Annotated in this window: 12 protein-coding genes; 11 read left to right on the forward strand and 1 reads right to left on the reverse strand. The window is 69.6% G+C overall.

Annotated elements, in window-relative coordinates; translation table 11 throughout:
- The first annotated feature begins 71 nt into the window (after window positions 1–71).
- The 6 genes from ABLE43_RS09815 to ABLE43_RS09840 all read left to right on the forward strand — a co-directional run bounded on the left by ABLE43_RS09815 (window position 72) and on the right by ABLE43_RS09840 (window position 9826).
- Entirely contained in the window at window positions 72–1196 is a 1125-nt protein-coding gene (locus ABLE43_RS09815) for an ROK family transcriptional regulator (RefSeq protein WP_348978317.1), read from the forward strand.
- Window positions 1197–1391: 195 nt separating this feature from the next.
- A complete protein-coding gene (locus ABLE43_RS09820; protein ID WP_348978318.1) occupies window positions 1392–2354 on the forward strand; it encodes an ROK family protein in 963 nt (320 codons plus the stop codon).
- Entirely contained in the window at window positions 2347–3723 is a 1377-nt protein-coding gene (locus ABLE43_RS09825; protein ID WP_348978319.1) for a sugar porter family MFS transporter, read from the forward strand. The genes ABLE43_RS09820 and ABLE43_RS09825 overlap by 8 nt, the downstream gene beginning before the upstream one ends.
- Complete coding sequence (locus tag ABLE43_RS09830) at window positions 3720–5225, forward strand: glycoside hydrolase family 32 protein (protein ID WP_348978320.1); 1506 nt, start codon at window positions 3720–3722, stop codon at window positions 5223–5225. The genes ABLE43_RS09825 and ABLE43_RS09830 overlap by 4 nt, the downstream gene beginning before the upstream one ends.
- A 61-nt stretch (window positions 5226–5286) precedes the next feature.
- Window positions 5287–8091 carry a TonB-dependent receptor gene (locus ABLE43_RS09835; protein ID WP_348978321.1) on the forward strand — a complete coding sequence of 935 codons (2805 nt, stop codon included), beginning with the start codon at window positions 5287–5289 and terminating at the stop codon, window positions 8089–8091.
- Between the two features lie 115 nt (window positions 8092–8206).
- The gene (locus ABLE43_RS09840) at window positions 8207–9826 is read left to right on the forward strand and encodes a glycoside hydrolase family 32 protein (RefSeq protein WP_348978322.1); all 1620 of its coding nucleotides are present in this window, start codon (window positions 8207–8209) and stop codon (window positions 9824–9826) included.
- A gap of 82 nt (window positions 9827–9908) precedes the next feature.
- Here ABLE43_RS09840 and rtcR read toward each other — a convergent pair whose 3' ends face one another.
- Window positions 9909–11498, reverse strand: coding sequence for an RNA repair transcriptional activator RtcR (rtcR, locus tag ABLE43_RS09845; RefSeq protein WP_348978323.1), 1590 nt, complete (start codon window positions 11496–11498; stop codon window positions 9909–9911).
- A gap of 251 nt (window positions 11499–11749) precedes the next feature.
- Here rtcR and ABLE43_RS09850 point away from each other — a divergent pair, with 251 nt between their 5' ends.
- The 5 genes from ABLE43_RS09850 to ABLE43_RS09870 all read left to right on the forward strand — a co-directional run bounded on the left by ABLE43_RS09850 (window position 11750) and on the right by ABLE43_RS09870 (window position 18312).
- Window positions 11750–12970, forward strand: a complete 1221-nt coding sequence (locus tag ABLE43_RS09850; protein WP_348978324.1) for an RtcB family protein — start codon at window positions 11750–11752, stop codon at window positions 12968–12970.
- Window positions 12971–13054: 84 nt separating this feature from the next.
- Complete coding sequence (locus ABLE43_RS09855; protein WP_348978325.1) at window positions 13055–13852, forward strand: nucleotidyltransferase domain-containing protein; 798 nt, start codon at window positions 13055–13057, stop codon at window positions 13850–13852.
- Window positions 13849–14862 (forward strand): RNA 3'-terminal phosphate cyclase, encoded by a 1014-nt coding sequence (rtcA, locus tag ABLE43_RS09860; protein ID WP_348978326.1) that lies wholly within the window; start codon window positions 13849–13851, stop codon window positions 14860–14862. Before ABLE43_RS09855 ends, rtcA begins: the two co-directional genes overlap by 4 nt.
- A 251-nt stretch (window positions 14863–15113) precedes the next feature.
- Window positions 15114–17072 (forward strand): AAA family ATPase, encoded by a 1959-nt coding sequence (locus tag ABLE43_RS09865; protein WP_348978327.1) that lies wholly within the window; start codon window positions 15114–15116, stop codon window positions 17070–17072.
- 97 nt (window positions 17073–17169) lie between these two features.
- The gene (locus ABLE43_RS09870; RefSeq protein WP_348978328.1) at window positions 17170–18312 is read left to right on the forward strand and encodes an HlyD family secretion protein; all 1143 of its coding nucleotides are present in this window, start codon (window positions 17170–17172) and stop codon (window positions 18310–18312) included.
- Window position 18313 lies beyond the last annotated feature (1 nt).

The following is an 18313-nucleotide window of genomic DNA, read 5'->3' on the forward strand; positions in this document are numbered from 1 at the left end:
CCTGTAATTGCTGGCGATAGCGTGTAAGCCCAAGCCAAGAACGCAAGGATCGGACGGGAGCGGATCGCCAGATGCAGATGGTGCGCAAGGGCACGAACGCCAGCGGCATGCGGCGGTATAACGAGCGGCTGATCCTGTCGGCGATCCGGCGGATGAACGGCGGGTCCAAGGCCGAACTGGCGCGCGTCACCGGCCTGTCGCCGCAGGCGGTGGTGCGGATCATCGACGAGCTGGAGAGCGAGGGCCTGCTGTTCCAGGCGGAAAAGCGCACCGGGGGGATGGGCCAGCCCGCCACCGTCTATCGCATCAACGGCACGCGCGGCTATACCGTCGGCGTGGAGATCGGGCGGGCGGCGATGACGCTGGTGCTGCTCGATTTCGACGGGCGGCAGCAGGCGGTGCAATGCGACACCGGCGGCTTTCCGACGATCGATGCAGCGGTGCAGCGGATCGACCGTTTCCTGCAGGAGCAACTGGCGCACGCCTCGCTGCTCGATTCGCGCACCTTCCTCGGCATCGGCATCGCGATGCCGTGGTTCCTCGGCGAATGGCGCGACGAACTGGGCATTTCCGAGGTGCAGGCGGAGGAATGGCGCCGCGCCGACGTCGCCGACCGGCTGCGCGCCGGGCTGGCTTGGCCGAGCTTCTTCGACAACGACGGCAATGCCGCGACGCTGGCGCATCTGCTGTGCGGGGCGGGGGTGGATCTCCAGAATTTCCTGCTCATCAACCTCGGCACCTTCGTCGGCGGCGGGCTGGTGCTGGGGGGGCAGGTGGTGCAGGGGCGGCACGGCAATGCCGGGGCGCTGGCGTCGATGCCGGTGGTCGCCGACGGCCGCCGCGACTCGCTGATCCATCACGCATCGCTCTACGACCGCGACCGGGCGACGACGCCCGAAGCGCTGGACGCATGGCGCGCGCGCTGCGCCGAGGCGCTGGCCTTCGCGATCACCGGCGCGAACAGTCTGCTCGACCTAGAGGCGGTGATCCTCGACGGCGCGCTGGACGCCGCCGAACTGGCGCGGATCGCCGAATCGGTGGCGCTCAACCTGACGAACGACGCGCCGCCGGACTTCTTCACGCCCGAACTGCGCGCGGGGTCGCTCGGCGCGCATGCGGCGGCGATCGGTGCCGGGCTGCTGCCGCTGCACGCGCAATATTCCCCCGATCTCGGCAGCCTGTTCAAGCGCGACTGAATGCCGGTCGCGCCGCACGGTTAGCGGTAACGGCAAACGATTGCCGAATAAGTACCTCCATTCGCCAGAAATTTTGTCTTGACCGACTAAATCACATCAGTAGATTTAGTGCCCAGACCGCCCAAGGCGGCGGATATGGGAGACGGGGATGGACATGGACCTGAGGCAAGGCGACCACCGGATCGGAACGGCGGCGTGAGCGATGCGCTGCTGCTCGGCGGGATCGAGGCGGGGGGGACGAAGTTCCTCTGCGCGATCGCCGACCGCGACGGCCGGACGCTCGCCGAGACGCGCATCGCCACCACGACCCCGGCGGAGACGCTGGGGGCGGCAAGCGCCTTCTTCCGGGCGGGACAGCAGGCGCACGGGCCGCTGTCGGCGCTGTCGATCGGCAGCTTCGGGCCGCTGTCGCTCAATCCGCTGGCGCCCGACCATGGCAGCATCACCTCGACGCCCAAGCCGCACTGGGGCGATGTCGACCTGCTCGGCCATTTCCGCCAGAGCATCGACGCGCCGATGGTGCTGGATACCGACGTCAATTGCGCGGCGGTGGGCGAACGGCTGTTCGGCAGCGGGCAGGGGCTCGACAGCTTCTGCTATGTGACGGTCGGCACCGGCATCGGCGTGGGCGTGCTGATCGGCGGCGCGCCGCACGGCGGGGCGAACCATCCGGAGGCCGGGCACATCAAGGTGCCGCGCGCCGCCGGGGACGAAGGCTTTGCGGGCATCTGCCCGTTCCACGGCGACTGTCTGGAGGGGCTGGCCTGCGGTCCGGCGATGCAGGCGCGCTGGGGCGTGCCCGCCGAGCAACTGCCCGCCGATCACGCGGCATGGGCGATCGCGGCCGATTATATCGCGCAGCTGTGCGCCACGCTCACCTATGTCGTGCGGCCCGACCGGATCATCGTCGGCGGCGGCGTGATGCAGCCGCAGATGTACCCGCGCGTCCGCCGGGCGCTGGTGGCGAAGCTGGCGGGCTATGACGCCAGCATGCGCACGATCGACATGGATGCCTATGTCGCCGCGCCGACGGCGGGCGCGTCGGCGGGGCTGACCGGTGCGCTGGCGCTCGCCTATCGTACCGTTACCCGCCAATGGCCGATGCACTGGCGCATGGCCGAATCCCTTCACGCGCCCAAGGAGACGCTCGATGCATAGTATCGCGACGCCCGATCAACGCCACGATGTGGACGACGCACGGGCGACCGTCGCGATCGTGCTGAGCGCGGCGGGCGCGGCGCTCGGCGGACTGCTGTTCGGGTTCGACACCGCCGTCATCTCCGGCGCGACGCAGGCGTTGCAGGCGCGTTTCGCGCTGACCGATGCGTCGCTGGGCTTCACCGTCGCCTCGGCGCTGATCGGCACGGTGATCGGTTCGCTCGTCACCGGCGCGCCCGCCGACCGCCATGGGCGCAAGGCGATCATGCTGTCGGTCGCCGTCGCCTATGTCGTGTCGTCGCTCGGCACCGGGCTTGCGCTGAGCTGGCCGGTGCTGATCGCCTTCCGCTTCCTCGGCGGCCTCGCGATCGGCGCGGCGTCGGTGGTGACGCCGATCTATATCGCCGAGGTGTCGCCTGCGAAGTTCCGCGGGCGGCTGGTCGCGATGAACCAGCTCAACATCGTGCTCGGCATCCTGATCGCGTTCCTCAGCAATTACCTGATCGCGCAGGCGCTGCCGCCCGAGACGGCGTGGCGCTGGATGTTCGGCATCGTCGCGGTGCCCTCCGCACTGTTCCTTGCCGTCACCTTCGTCCTGCCCGAAAGCCCGCGCTGGCTGGCGGTGCAGGGACGGCGGGCGCAGGCGGCGGCGGTGATGACCCGCCTCGGCTTCCTCGACCCGCAGGCCGAACTGGCGCGGATCGAAGCTGCGGAACGCCGCGACGCGGGACAGGCCGATGCGCGGCTGTTCCAGCCCGCGCACAGCTTCCCCGTCGCCTGCGCGATCGCCATCGCGCTGTTCAACCAGCTCTCGGGCATCAACGCGCTGCTCTATTACGCGCCGCGCATCTTCGAGCTGGCCGGGGCGGGGGCGGACAGCGCGCTGCTCCAGTCGATCGCGGTCGGCGGGACCAACCTGCTGTTCACGGTCGCCGCGCTGTTCTTCATCGACCGGTTCGGGCGGCGTCCGCTGCTGATCCTCGGCTCGGTCGTGTGCGCCGCCGCGCTGCTGCTGGTCGGCTGGCAGCTCGAACGCACCGTGCCGGACGGTACGCTGATCCTCGGCGGGTTGCTCGCGTTCATCGCCGCCTTCGCCATCAGCCAGGGCGCGGTGATCTGGGTCTTCATCTCGGAAGTGTTCCCCAGCGTCGTGCGCGGCAAGGGGCAAGCACTGGGTTCCACCACCCACTGGGTCGCGGCGGCGGCGATCACCTGGCTGTTCCCGATCGTGGCCGGGGCGGTCGGCGGCTGGGTCTTCGCCTTCTTCGGCGCGATGATGCTGCTGCAACTGCTGTGGACCGTGAAGGTCATGCCGGAGACGAACGGCGTCGCGCTGGAGGACATGAACCTCGGGGGGAAGGCGGCATGAAGCGTTTCGCCCTGCTCGCCATGGCCGGTCTGGCGCTGGGCGGCAGCGTATCGGCGCAGCGCCCCGATCCGCGCCCGACCTATCACTTCGCGCCCCAGCGCAACTGGATGAACGACCCCAACGGCCTCGTCTATTACGACGGCGAATATCACCTGTTCTTCCAGTACAACCCCCACGGCGACCGCTGGGGCCATATGAACTGGGGCCATGCGGTCAGCCGCGACCTGGTGCATTGGCAGGAGCTGCCGATCGCCATCCCCGAAACCGCCGATGTGATGGCGTTCTCGGGCAGCGCGGTGGTCGACTGGAACAACACCACCGGCTTCGGCAAGGGCGGCAAGCCGCCGCTCGTCGCGATCTACACCGGGCACAACCCCAAGGCGAAGTTGCAGTCGCAGTATCTCGCCTACAGCAACGATCGCGGGCGGACGTGGCGCGTCCACGGCGAGGTGCTGAGCGTCGGATCGCCCGAGTTCCGCGATCCCAAGGTGTTCTGGCATGCGCCGACGAAGCGCTGGGTGATGGTCGCGGTGATGGCGCTGGAGAACCGCGCCGTCCTGTTCACCTCGCCCGACCTGAAGCAATGGCGTTTCGCCAGCAGCTTCGGTCCGGCGGGCGCGCGCGGCAAGAACTGGGAATGCCCCGACCTGTTCGAGCTTCCGGTCGAGGGCGGCGCGCCGGGCGAGAAGCGCTGGGTGCTCGGCATCAACCTCGGCGACAATGCGGTCGGCGGCGGTTCGGGCGGGCAGTATTTCGTCGGCGATTTCGACGGGACGCGCTTCACCGCCACCGGCGATGCGCAGTGGATGGATTACGGCGCGGATTTCTACGCCGCCGTCTCGTGGAACGACCTGCCGAAGGACGATCCCCGCCGCATCTGGATCGGCTGGGCCAACGACTGGCGCTATGCCGAGGCGATCCCGACCTGGCCGTCGCGCGGGCTGATGACCGTCCCGCGCGAGGTGACGCTGAAGAAGCTGCCCGGCGGCTATCGCCTCGCGCAGATGCCGGTGCGCGAGGTGGCGACGCTGCGCGGGCGCCGACAGGATTTCGCCGCGACGCTGGGCGAAACGCCGACCGACCTGCCGGTCGCGGGCGGTTCGGCCGATCTGGTGGTCGATCTCGACACCGGGACCGCGCAGCAGGTGACGATCGCGCTGACCGACGAACAGGGCTATCAGACGCTCATCGGGGTCAATCCGGGCGTGGACGAGGTGTTCGTCGATCGCACCCGCTCGGGGCCGCATTTCCACGACGGCTTCGCCAACCGCCACATTGCGCCGGTCGACCTGAAGGGCCGGAAAGTGCGGCTGCGCATCCTCGCCGATCAGTCGATCCTCGAAGTCTATGCGAACGACGGCACGCGCACGATCACCGACCGCTTCTTCCGCGGCGGCGGGCAGCTCCGCTGGAGCGCCATGGCGACCGGCGGCGCGGCGCGGCTGACGATGCAGGCATGGCCGATGGCCGCCGCCACGAAGGAACCGGCCGAACCGGGCTGATCCCCGGTCTGACGATCGCATCACACTGTCAAAAAACAAGAACGGAAATCTGGGAGGATTTATGCCGAAGACCTTGCTCGCCCTGTTGACATCGAGTGCGCTGGTGCCGCTCGCCGCCATGCCCGCCGCCGCGCAGGAGGCGCCTGCACAGGCGCAGGCCGATGCCGCGCCGGAGAATGACGGCGGCGAGGATATCGTCGTCACCGGCTATCGCGCCGCGCTGGGATCGGCGCAGGAGATCAAGCGCAACTCGTCGTCGATCGTCGATGCGATCGTGTCGAACGACATCGGCAAGCTGCCCGACAACAATGCGGCAGAGGCGATCGCCCGCGTCACCGGCGTCACGGTGCAGCGCTACAATGACGAGGCCGGGGTGATCCTCGTGCGCGGCCTGCCCGACGTGGCGACCACCTTCAACGGGCGCGAGTTCTTCTCCGCCGAGGACCGCGTGCTGCACCTCCAGGACTTCCCGGCGGGCGTCGCGGCGGGGATCGAGGTGTACAAGTCGGGCACGTCCGACCTGCTCGAACCGGGGCTCGCGGGCCTCGTCAACCTGCGCTCGCGCCGTCCGTTCGACGTGAAGGATACCGAGATCGCGGGCGAGCTGCGCGCGTCGTACAACGATCAGGCGAAGGCGTTCGACCCGGCGGGCAACCTGCTGCTCACCAAGCGGTGGGACACGCCGGTGGGTGAGATCGGCGCGCTCATCAACGTCAGCTATGTCCGCACCACCTATCGCAACGCCGATCGCTATGCCGATTCGGCCGTCATCTCGCCCCGCGGCTTCGGCGGCAGCGATCCGGCGGACGACCTGCGCGTCACCACGCCCGGCGTCGGGATGGACTTCCGCTTCCCGGCCAATGCGGGCAATTTCTACGAAAAGGGCGTGCGGCATCGCCCGGCGGTGAACGGCACCCTCCAGTGGCGCCCGACCCCGAATTTCGAGATGTTCGCCGAAGGCCTGTGGCAGGCCTATCGCGGCGAGGTGCTGCGCGATGCGTTCAACGTGAACTTCGAGCGTCGCGACGCGAACGGCGTCGCCCCGACGCTCAGCAACGTCGTGCTGGTCGAGGGGGAGCCGAACAAGGCGGCCAGCTTCACCAAGACCGGCGGCTATGTCCCCGAATTCTTCCGTTCGACGCAGAACGACCGCACCGATACGTGGCAGGCGGCGACCGGGTTCAAATGGACCACGGGCCGCGCGATCCTGTCGGGCGACTTCGCCTATACCAACAGCAAGTACGAGGCGTCGGAATTCAGCCTCGACGCGCAGCTGGCGTCCGCGCCGACGATCAACGTCGACTGGGACGTGCGCGGATCGGCGGTGTTCGACCTCGGCGGCTATGCGATCGACAATCCCGCCAACACCCGCTGGCGCGGCTATTACCAGCGCGATTTCGTGACCAAGGGCGACGGGGTGCAGGGGCGGATCGACCTCGACCTCGAAACCGACTGGAGCTGGCTGCCGCGCCTGCAATTCGGCTTCCGCGCCAGCGACCGCAACGCATCGTCGCAGAACAACAACCGCTATGCCTATACCGCAGGCCTGAACATCGCGCTCGACAGCCTGCCGAGCGGGCCGCTCGGCCTGATTACCGACGGGTTCCGCGGCGATCCGCAGCGCTTCCAGAACTGGCTCGCCCCCAGCCGCGAGGGCATCCGCGACAACGGCGAGGCGCTGCGCCTGCTGGCGCTGCAATCGGTGCAGCGCGCGACCGTGCTGTTCCCGTGGGACAACGGCATCCGCGAGGCGGTGACGAAGTTCGCGACGGCGGAGATCCCGTTCGATCCGCTGGGCGGCTTCACCGCCAGCGAGGCGAGCTATGCGACCTATGGCCAGGGCAAGTTCGACGTGGACGTGGGCGGGGTGCGGATCGACGGGACGGTCGGCGCGCGCATCGTCAACACCGACGGCACCTATCGCGGGTTCAGCCGGGTGCAGGCGGCGAACGGGACGGTCGGCATCGTGCCGAGCACCACGCGGCAGAATTACGTCGACGTGCTGCCCTCCGCCATCGCCCGCGTCCGCTTCTCGCCCGAATGGCAGATGCGGCTGGGCTATACCCAGACGCGGACCCGCCCCGGCTTCGGCCAGCTCAACCCGTCGATCAACATCACCCGCAACAGCGTGGGGCCGGACGGCACGCCGCCGGTATTCGACGCGACCGGCTTCGGCGGCAATCCCGACCTGCGCCCGCTGACGTCCAAGAACTATGACGCCAGCCTCGAATGGTATTTCTCGAAGAACGGATCGGCGTCGGTCGCCGCCTTCTATCGCGATCTCAACGGCTTCATCGGCTATTACACCCAGGTCGTGAATGACCCGATCTATGGCCGGGTCCAGCTCAACCGGCCGGAGAATGCGGGCGACGGGCGGATCAAGGGGATCGAGGCGTCGCTCCAGACCTTCTTCGATTTCCTGCCCGGCGCCTTGTCCGGCTTCGGCGTGCAGGGCAACGTCACCTATCTCGACGGCACCAACCAGCTGCCGCAGGTGCTGGGCGAGGGCGACCGCCAGGTCGAGATCACCGGCCTGTCGAAATGGGCGTACAACCTGACCGGCTTCTACGAGAAGGACGGCATTTCCGCCCGCCTGTCGTACAACTGGCGGTCGCGCCACGTCACCAGCTACAACCGCAACATCAACGAAGAACAATATGCGGGCGAGCTGGTGCAGCCGATCTCGCGCCTCGATTTCTCGGCCAGCTATGATGCGTTCAGGAATGTCTCGCTGGTAGCGAACGTCAGCAACATCCTGGCACAGCCGTTCCGCAACTATCGCTTCTACAACGAAACCCAGTCGTTCGGTCGCGATCTCCGGATCGAGGGGCGCTATTTCAGCCTCGGCGTCCGCTTCAAGATGTAGCCTGCCCCGGTGGCGCGCCTGTCGCGCCACCCTTCCACCCGACCGACGCGGCCGCGCACGCGGTCCGCGAACCACGACGCGCGACCGTGAGTCGTGCGCGGAGAGGATATTGCCCATGCCGATCATCGTTTCGCGCCGTCACACCCTCGGCCTGCTCGCGACCCTGCCCCTGCTGCCCGCCTGCGGCGAAGGGTCCGGCGACGGGGGCGGGGGCACCGTTTCCGCCCCGGCTCCGACGCCGACCCCGACGCCCACGCCCAGCGCCACCGCTACCGCTGTCAGCGCCCGCCCGCGCTACCATGTCGCGGCACCCGACGGCGGCTGGATCAACGATCCGCAGCGCCCGGTGCGCATCGGCAATGCATGGACGATGTGGGCGCTCTACAATCCGACCTGGCCGACCGGCGGCACCGAATGGCGGCGCTGGACCTCGACCGATCTGGTCAGCTGGACCGATCGGGGCGTCTCGATCCCCAGGCGTACCACCAGCTTCGGCGACGTGTGGAGCGGCAGCGCGGTCGTCGATACGAACAACACCGCAGGGTTCGGCGCGGGTACGCTGATCGCGCTGGCGACGATGCCCGCCGACAATGCCGCCGGCCAGAATCAGTCGACCGCGTTGTGGTATTCGCGCGACGACGGCGCGAGCTTCACCTTCCACGCGATCGTCCACCCCAATTTCCCCGGCAACAAGCCGTTCCGCGATCCGACCGTCTTCTGGCACGCGCCGACCGCGCGCTGGGTGATGACCCTGTCGGAGGAGGGGAAGATCGGCTTCTACACCTCGACCGATCTCAAGCAGTGGAATTACGCCAGCGGCTTCCTGTCCGATCTCGTCGGCGGCGTCATGGAATGCTCGCACCTGTTCCCGCTCCACCTCTATGAGGCGGACGGCACGACCACCGCCGACAAATGGGTGCTGCTGGTCGGCGGCGACGGTACCGCGCGCGGCTTTACCGGCGGCACCTATTACTGGGTCGGCAGCTTCGACGGCACGACCTTCACCGCCGACAGCGCGACCGGCCGGTGGCTCGACGGCGGGGCGGATTATTACGCCGCGGTGGTATGGCGCGACCAGCAGGCCGCCGATCCGCTCGCCGCCGCATGGACGATGGGCTGGATGAACAACTGGGCTTATGCGAACCGCCTGCCCGCGCCCGCCGGATATCGCGGGCAGTTGAGCGTCGTGCGCCGGCTCCGCCTCGAGCGCATCGGCGGCACCCCCCGGCTGCGCATGACCCCGATCGCGGCGCAAGACACGGCCTTTACCCGTATGCTGACCGGCAGCGAACAGACCATCGCGGAAGGCAGCGACTATGCATGGCCGACCGGCGCGGCGATGGTCGCGGGGCGGATCGACCTGACGCTCCGCCGGGTCGGCAGCCAGTGGCCGGGCGGGCTGTGGCTGTCGGTGCGCGGCGGGGGCGGCTTCTTCACGCAGATCGGGCTCGAACTGCGCGACGACCGCCTGTTCCTGAAGCGCGACACCAGCGGCCCCGACGCGCCCGACAGCGCGGCGTGGCGCCAGAACCGCAGCGTCGCCTGCGACTTTACCGGCGGGGTCGCGAAGCTCAGCATCTTCCTCGACGCCGGTTCGATCGAGGTGTTCGCGAACGACGGCGAGGCGGTGCTGTCGTCGCTCATCAACGCGCCGGTGACGGCCACGGGGCTGAACCTGAACGTCGCGGGCGGCACGGTGCGGGTGTCCGACGTGCGGCTGGCGCAGGTGGCGTAACGCCTATCCGCATTCGCGGACCGGGGCGTTCTCCCCTCCCTTCCAGGGGGGGGCGCCGCTTCCCGCCGAACCTCGATCGATCCTACCGTCCCCCGGCGATATCCCCCCACGCCAGCCCGAAGCGCGCGAGATATTTGCGCAGCCGGTCCGCGTCGTTGGTCGAGCTGCGCTGGCGCAGCGATGCCGCGAACAGCGTGCGCCCCGCCGCCGACAGCGAAGCGCTGTCGCGGCAGGTGGCGACGACATGCGCCAGTTGCACCCGGTCGAACGGATCGAGCGCCGCCAGCGCTTCGGCGTCCAGCAGCCCGTCCAGCGGATCGGGCACCGCCGCCCCGTGCCACAGCCGTCGCAGCCGCGCGATCTCCGCCGTCACGCATTCCAGCGTGATCCGCCCGGCCGGGCTGAACGTCGCCATCCGCGTGACGCTGGCGGCCAGATCGCGGAAATTGCCGGGCCAGCGCGCCTCGGCATCGGTCGCGAAGGCGAGGTAGCGCGCGCGCGCCTCCTTGTTGAAGGTGATCCGGTCGCCCTCGCGCTCGGCATGGCGATCGAGTTCGTAATCGAGATTGGGGGCGATATCCTCACGCCGTTCCGCCAGACCCGGCAGCGCGAAGGTCCACAGGTTCAGCCGCGCGTAGAGATCGTCGCGAAAGCTGCCCGCCGCGACGCAGGCAGCCAGATCGCGGTTGGTGCCCGCGATCAGCTGGAAATCGCTCTCGACCTCGCGGTCCGCGCCTACGGGCAGGAACCGCCGGTCCTCGATCGCGCGCAGGATCATCGCCTGCTCGTCGAGGCCCAGTTCGCCGATTTCGTCGAGGAACAGCATGCCGGTGTCGGCGGTGCGCAACAGCCCCGCCCGGTCCGCCGCCGCGCCGGTGAACGCGCCCTTGCGGTGGCCGAACAGCGCCGACATCGCGCCGTCGCCCTTCAGCGTCGCGCAGTTCACCTCGACCAGCGGTCCCTTCACCTGTCGCTTGAGCCGCTTCAGTGCATAGATGCGCCGCGCGAGCTGGCTCTTGCCCGCGCCGGTCGGCCCCATCAATAACAGCGGGGCGCGGCTGCGGATCGCGACCTGCTCGATCTCGCCGATCATCGCGTTGAACGCGGCATTCCGCGTGTCGATGCCCGATTTCAGGAAGTTCGCCCCCTCCGCCCGGTCGGCGGCGAAGCGCGTCGCGATGCTGTCGTAGCGCGACAGGTCGAGGTCGATGACGTTCCACGTCCCCGCCGCCTCCACAGTCCCGCGCTTCGGCTGGGTCTGGAGCAGGCGGCCGGGCAGGTAATGCGCCTCGGTCAGCAGGAACAGGCAGATCTGCGCGACATGGGTGCCGGTGGTGATGTGGACCAGATAGTCCTCGGCATCGGGATCGAAGCGATAGCCGCGCGCGAAGTCGAGCAGCTTGCCGTACACCTCCTCGAAATCCCACGGATCGGCGAAGTCGAGGACGTGCGGCTCGACAAGCGTCTCGGGCGAGACGGCGGCGATATCCTCCGCGACATAGTGCGCAAGCCGCTGGTGCCGGGTGCCGTGGAGGAGCACCAGCCGGTCGACGCGCAGATCCTCGTGCATCGTCAGCCCGACGGTCGGCCGCCATTTCGTCCAGCGCGACGGGCCGAACCTGGCGGCGTCGAGAGTGGAGCCGAGAAAGCCGATGACGACGGTGGAGCGCATATTGATCGTATAGGATAAGCTGCGATCGCTGTCGATCGACTTGAAGGTGTGCCCGACGCCCGGCGATATTCGGGGTTATTGTAAAATGTCGTTACATAACAGTGTGATGAAAAATATCTGCATGCCGATCCGCCGTCTGGCACGCCTTTCGCAACGATACCAACGTCGGATCGTGCCCTATCGAGCGATCCGGCAAGCGGCAGGGGCGGTCGGAATGGGCCGACCGCCCCGAAACCGCGAGGGAGTGCGCCATGACCGCCTATGAATTTACCGAAGTCCCCGGCGGCAAGCCGATCAAGGCGTGGACCCGCGGCGTGCCGGTCGACGACAAGGCGCGCGAGCAGCTCGCCCGCGCGGCGCAGATGCCGTTCGTCTTCAAACATGTCGCGGCCATGCCCGACGTCCATGTCGGCATCGGCGCGACGGTGGGGTCCGTCATCCCGACCAAGGGCGCGGTGATCCCGGCGGCGGTCGGCGTCGACATCGGCTGCGGCATGATGGCGGCGCGCACCTCGCTGACGGCGAGCGACCTGCCCGACAGCCTCGAAGGCGTCCGCTCGGCGATCGAGCAGGCGGTGCCGCACGGGCGCAGCGTCGGGCGCGGCACGCGCGACAACGGCAGCTGGGGCTCGCCCCCGCCCGCGATCGTCGCGGCGTGGAGCACGCTGGTCCAGCGCTTCGACCGGATCTGCGAGAAGCACCCGCGGCTGAAGAACACCAACAACCTGGTGCATCTCGGCACGCTCGGCACCGGCAACCACTTCATCGAACTGTGCCTCGACGAGGGCGGCGCGGTGTGGGTGATGCTGCACTCGGGGTCGCGCGGGGTCGGCAATGCGATCGGCAGCTTCTTCATCGAACTGGCCAAGCAGGACATGCGCAAATGGCACCTGAACCTGCCCGACGAGGATCTGGCGTATTTTCCGGAAGGGACCGACCATTTCGACGACTATGTCGAGGCGGTCGGCTGGGCGCAGGATTATGCGGCGCTCAACCGGCGGATGATGATGACCAACGTCATCGCCGCCCTGCGCAAGGTGATCGCCAAGCCGTTCGAGGCGGAGCTGGAGGCGGTCAACTGCCACCACAATTACGTCACGCGCGAAAACCACTTCGGCGAGAATGTGCTGGTGACGCGGAAAGGTGCCGTGCGCGCGGCGAAGGGCGTCATGGGGATCATCCCCGGATCGATGGGTGCGAAGTCGTTCATCGTCCGGGGCTTGGGCAACCCGGAGTCCTTCGACAGCTGCAGCCACGGCGCGGGCCGGGTGATGAGCCGGACGCAGGCGAAGAAGCTGGTGACGCTCGACGAGCATATCGCCGACACGGCGGGCGTCGAATGCCGCAAGGACGAGGGCGTGATCGACGAGACGCCGCGCGCGTACAAGCCGATCGAGGCGGTGATGGCCGCGCAGGCCGATCTGGTCGAGATCGTGCACACGCTGAAGCAGGTGGTGTGCGTGAAGGGGTGAAGCGGCGATCCAGCGACAGGCCGGGAGCCTGTCGCCGCCGCTTCACGGCTGTGCGAGCAGCCGGAACGACATGAGGAATGCAGAATGCTCACCAGGAACGATCAGGCCATCCCCGCCGACGTGCGGACCGAGACCGACGTACGCCTTGCCGCGATCGAGGCGGAGCATGGCGTGCGCCTGCTGTTCGCGGTCGAATCGGGGTCGCGGGCATGGGGTTTCCCCTCGCCCGACAGCGATTACGACGTGCGCTTCGTCTATGTCCGCCCGCGCGACGCCTATCTGGCGCTGACGCCGCCACGCGACGTGATCGAGCAGCCGATCGTCGATGATATCGACCTGAACGGCTGGGACATCCGCAAGGCGCTGGGACTGTTGCTCAAGTCGAATGCGATCGTCGGCGAATGGATCGGCAGCCCGATCCGCTATCGCCCCGACCATCCGGTGGTGGCCCAACTGGCGGCGCTGGCCGACGCCGTGTGCGATCCGCATGCGGTGGCGTGCCATTATGCCAAACTCGGGCGGACCGCCGCAGGGACGTGGCTTGACGGCGACGCGCCGGTGCCGGTGAAGCGCTATTTCTATGCGCTGCGCCCCGCGCTCGCGATCCGGTGGATGCGCGCGCATGCGTCGCGGCGTCCGCCGATGGACCTCGTGTCGCTGCTGGCGGGGATCGACCTGCCCGAAGCGCTGGTCGATGCGATCGCCGGACTGGTCGCGGCGAAGGCATCGACCGCCGAGCAGGGAAGCATGCCGCGGGTTGCCGCGCTCGACGCGATGATCCGCGACGAACTCGCCCGGGCAAGCGACATCCCGTCGCGCGCCGTCGATGCCGCCGCATGGCATCGCGCCGAAGCCCTTTTTCTGGAACTGGTGAACCCATGATTACGATCGACGGAGCCGAGGGCGAAGGCGGGGGACAGGTGGTGCGCAATGCGTGCGCGCTGTCGCTCGTCACCGGGGAGGCGGTGCAGATCACCAACGTCCGCGGCAGGCGGTCCAAGCCCGGCCTGATGCGCCAGCATGTCACCGCGGTCGAGGCGGCGTGCGCGATCGGCGGCGCGACGGCGGAAGGGCTGCATGTCGGATCGTCCGAGCTGACCTTCCGCCCCGGCACCGTGCGCGGCGGCGACTATCGCTTCGCGGTGGGTACGGCGGGGTCGACCGGGCTGGTGCTCCAGACGGTGCTGCTGCCGCTGCTGCTGGCGGACACGCCGTCGCGGCTGGTGCTGGAGGGGGGCACGCACAACATGCTCGCCCCGCCGTTCGACTTCATCGAGCGCAGCTTCCTGCCCGTCGTGCGCGCGATGGGCGGGGACGTGCGTGCGCGCCTCACCCGCCACGGCTTCTACCCGCGCGGCGGCGGGCGGATCGAGGTGGAGATCGTGCCGGGGCCGCTGCGTGCCATCGAATGCCACGCGCGCGGTGCCGCGATCGACGTCGCCGCCTGCGCGCTGTTCGCCGGGCTGCCGTTCGCGATCGCCGAGCGCGAGATCGCGGTGGTGCGGGGCAACCTCGGCTGGTCGGAACGGGACACCGCCGTCCGCGAACTCCCCGCCGATCAGGGGCCGGGCAACATCCTGCTGCTGGAGGCGCGGTTCGAGCATGTGACCGAGATCGTCAGCGGCTTCGCGCAGCTCGGCGTGCCCGCCGAACGGGTCGCGAAGACCGCGACCGCGAGGATGCGCGGCTATCTCGGATCGGATGCCTTCGCCGGGCCGTATCTCGCCGACCAGTTGCTGCTGCCGATGGCGCTGGCGGGCGGGGGCAGCTTCACGACGGTCAAGCCGAGCGAGCACAGCCGCACCGCGGCGCGGGTGATCGAACGCTTCACCGGCCGCCGCACCCGCTTCGACCAGTCGTCGGGAGGAACCCATGTCGTGACGGTCGGCTGATTGCAGCCGTAACGATCCTGTGATACGGACACCGCCGTCCGCACCCGATGTGCGGCACCCAAGGAGACATGCATTGCTGGACCTCACCGCCTTACGCGGTGCACGGACCGGCGGTCTCCGGCCTTTCGCCTAGGCACTCCACGCCGCGGCGCAGGGTCGGCTTCCGCCCCCGCCGCACCGCAACCATTCGACAGAAATCCTGTCGGCCGCGCCATCGTGCGCGTGCCGCAGGTTGCGACCGTGGGTGACAAATGGACGAACTGGATATCGTCCGGGGCATGCTGCTCCGGACGGCGGGGATGCTCCCCGCCACCGCACCGCTGGCCAGGGCGGTGCTGGAATGGGCGCAGCCGCATGGCGGCTGGCTGCTGCCCGCGCACGAAGGCGATCTCGACTGGGACGCGCTGAAGCAGGGCCTCGTCGCGCCCCGCGACGTCGCCGTGCGCGTCGAGGCGCTGGAACTGGTCGATACGCTCGCCCGGCTGCTGGCGCTGCCGCCGCTCGACGCCGCGCTGCTGCGGCTGATGGTGGCGTGCGACCGGCTGCCGCGCGTCGGTGCGCTCGCCCGGCTGCTCGGCCGCCACGGCGTCGACCTGTCGGCGCTGCTGGGCGAGATGGCCGGGGGCGACGCCGGGGATGCCGGACGGATCGCGCGGCAGGGCACGCTCGCCCGGCTGGGGTTGGCGAGCTTCGTCACCAACCGCGACGGCGAGACCGAGGTGGACCTGCGCTGGACGCTCGAGCGGCTGCTCGACCGCGCACCGACCGGCGAGGCGGCGATGCTCGACACGCTCGTCGGGCGGCGACAGGCGGCGGCGCTGGCGCTGGACGCCTTCGGCCATGTCGCCGACGCCGACTTCCTCGTCCGGCTGCTGCACGGCGCGCTGGCCGAAGGCGCGGCGGGGATCAACATCCTGATCCACGGCCCGCCCGGCACCGGCAAGACCGAACTGGCGCGCACGCTGGCGCAGGCGGCGGGTGCGGCGCTGCACAGCGTGGGCGAGGCGGACGACGAGGGCGAGGAGCCGCAACGCTACGAACGGGTCGCCGCCCTCGCGCTGGCGCAGCGGCTGCTCGGCGGGCGGGGCCGCACGCTGCTGCTGTTCGACGAGATGGAGGACCTGATCGGCGATGCCAGCCCGTCGTCGGGCGGCGACTGGTTCAGCCGCCGGGTCGGCAGCAAGATCTTCGTCAACCGCCTGCTGGAGGCCAATCCGGTGCCGGTGCTGTGGACCACCAACGCCATCGGCAACATCGATGCGGCGATCCTGCGACGGATGAGCTTCGTGCTGCGGCTCGACCTGCCGCCGCGCCGCGCCGCGCTGGCGATGCTCGATCGGGTCGCGGCAGAGGAGCGGGTGACGCCCGGCCCGGCGCTCGCCACGCTGATCGACACCGCGCCCGAGGCGGCGACCGTGCTGCGGGTCGCGGCCCGCGCCGGGCGATTGGCAGGGGAGGCGGACGGCGGCACCGTGCCCGCCCAGGCATTGGTGCAGGCGCTGCGCGGCGGCACGCTGCCCCCGCCCGGCCCGGCGGGGTTCGACCTCGACCTGTTCGAGGCGGATCGCCCGATCGACACGCTGTTCGCGGCGATGGCCGGGGGCGGCGCGAGCGACGTGTCGCTGCTGCTGACCGGGCCGCCCGGCACCGGCAAGACCGCCTTCGCCCACCACCTCGCCCGCGCGCTCGACCGGCCGTTGCTGGTGAAGCGCGCCTCCGACCTGCTGTCGAAATGGGTCGGCGAGACCGAGGCGCAGATCGCCGACGCCTTTGCCGAGGCACGACGGCGCGAGGCGGTGCTGTTGTTCGACGAGGCGGATTCGCTGCTGTTCGACCGCAGCACCGCGCGCCACAGCTGGGAAGTGGGGCAGGTGAACGAACTGCTCACCTGGCTCGACCTGCATCCGCTGCCGGTGGTGGCGGCGACCAACCATGCGGGCGCGCTCGATCCGGCGACGCTCAGGCGGTTCGTCTTCAAGCTGCACCTCAAGCCCCTGTCGCCGCCCCGCGCGGCGGCGGCGTTCGCGCGCTTCTTCGGCCACGCCGCGCCGCCCGCGCTGGCACGGGTGGAGGGGCTGACCCCCGGCGACTTCGCGGTCGTCGCGCGCCAGTTGCGCCACTGGCCCGCCGCCGACGCCCGCGAACTGGTCGAGCGGTTGCGGGCGGAGGTCGCGGTCAAGCCGGGGCGGGCGATGCGGGTCGGGTTTTGAGTTGCACAGGCTTGAACCGGACACGATGTCCGCTTATGTTGCGGCGCATCAATCCGACCGGGCGGTTCCACGCCCGGCCCCCCGGGGACCAGCTGCCGTGACCGACGAAACCGCCCAGACCACGCCCGACGAGGCCGCCCCGCCCAAGCGCAAGCTGAGCGGGCGGGCCAAGGCGATCCTGCTCGTCCTGCTGGTCGCGGTGCTGGTGGCGGGCGGCACGTGGTACGCGCACTACCGCAGCGTCGGCCAGTATCTGGAGGAGACGAACGACGCGCGGATCGACGCCGATATGGTGACGGTATCGCCGCGCGTGTCGGGCTATGTCGCCGAGGTGCTGGTGCGCGACAATCAGGATGTGCAGGCGGGCCAGCCGCTCCTCCGCATCGACCGCCGCACGCTGGATGCGCAGGCGGCGCAGGCCGATGCGCAGATCGCGGTTGCGACCGCGCAGGCGGCATCGGCCCGCGCGCAGCTGAACGAGCAATATGCCGCGATCGAACAGGCCGAGGCGCAGCTCGCCGCCGCTCGTGCCAAGGCGCGCCACGACGCCGCCGAGGTCGCCCGCTTCCGCCCGCTTGCCGCCAGCGGCGCGGAGACCCGCCAGCAGCTCGCGCAGTACGAACTCGCCGCTACCCAGTCCGGCGATCAGGTCCGCGCACAGGCCGCCGCGCTGGTGATGCAGCGTCGCCGCGTCGCCAGCGCCGAAAGCCAGATCCGCCAGGGCGAGGCGCAGCGTCAGGCGGCACAGGCGCAGCGCTCCGCCGCCGAGGTCGATGTCGACGCCACCGTGCTGCGCGCCGCCGTCGCGGGCCGCATCGGCGACAAGACGGTGACGCCGGGCCAGTTCGCGCAGGCGGGCATGCGCCTGATGTCGATCGTGCCGCTCAACGCGCTCTACGTCACCGCGAACTTCAAGGAGACGCAACTGGCGCTGATGCGCGCGGGCCAGCCGGTGACGATCCGGGTCGATGCGCTCGACGGCGTGGAACTGAAGGGGCGGGTCGAAAGCCTGTCGCCCGGCACCGGCGCGCAATTCTCGATCCTGCCGCCGCAGAACGCGACCGGCAACTTCACCAAGATCACGCAGCGCGTGCCGGTGCGCGTCGCGATCGACGCCACGCCCGCCGCGCGCCGCCTGCTCGTGCCCGGCCTGTCGGTGACGGTCACGGTCGATACCCGTTCGGCCCGCGACGAGCTGGCGCGCATCCGCGACGCACAGGCCGCGGCGGACCGGAACTGAC

Source organism: Sphingomonas silueang (genome assembly GCF_040049155.1).
GTDB classification, from domain to species: Bacteria; Pseudomonadota; Alphaproteobacteria; order Sphingomonadales; family Sphingomonadaceae; genus Sphingomonas; species Sphingomonas silueang.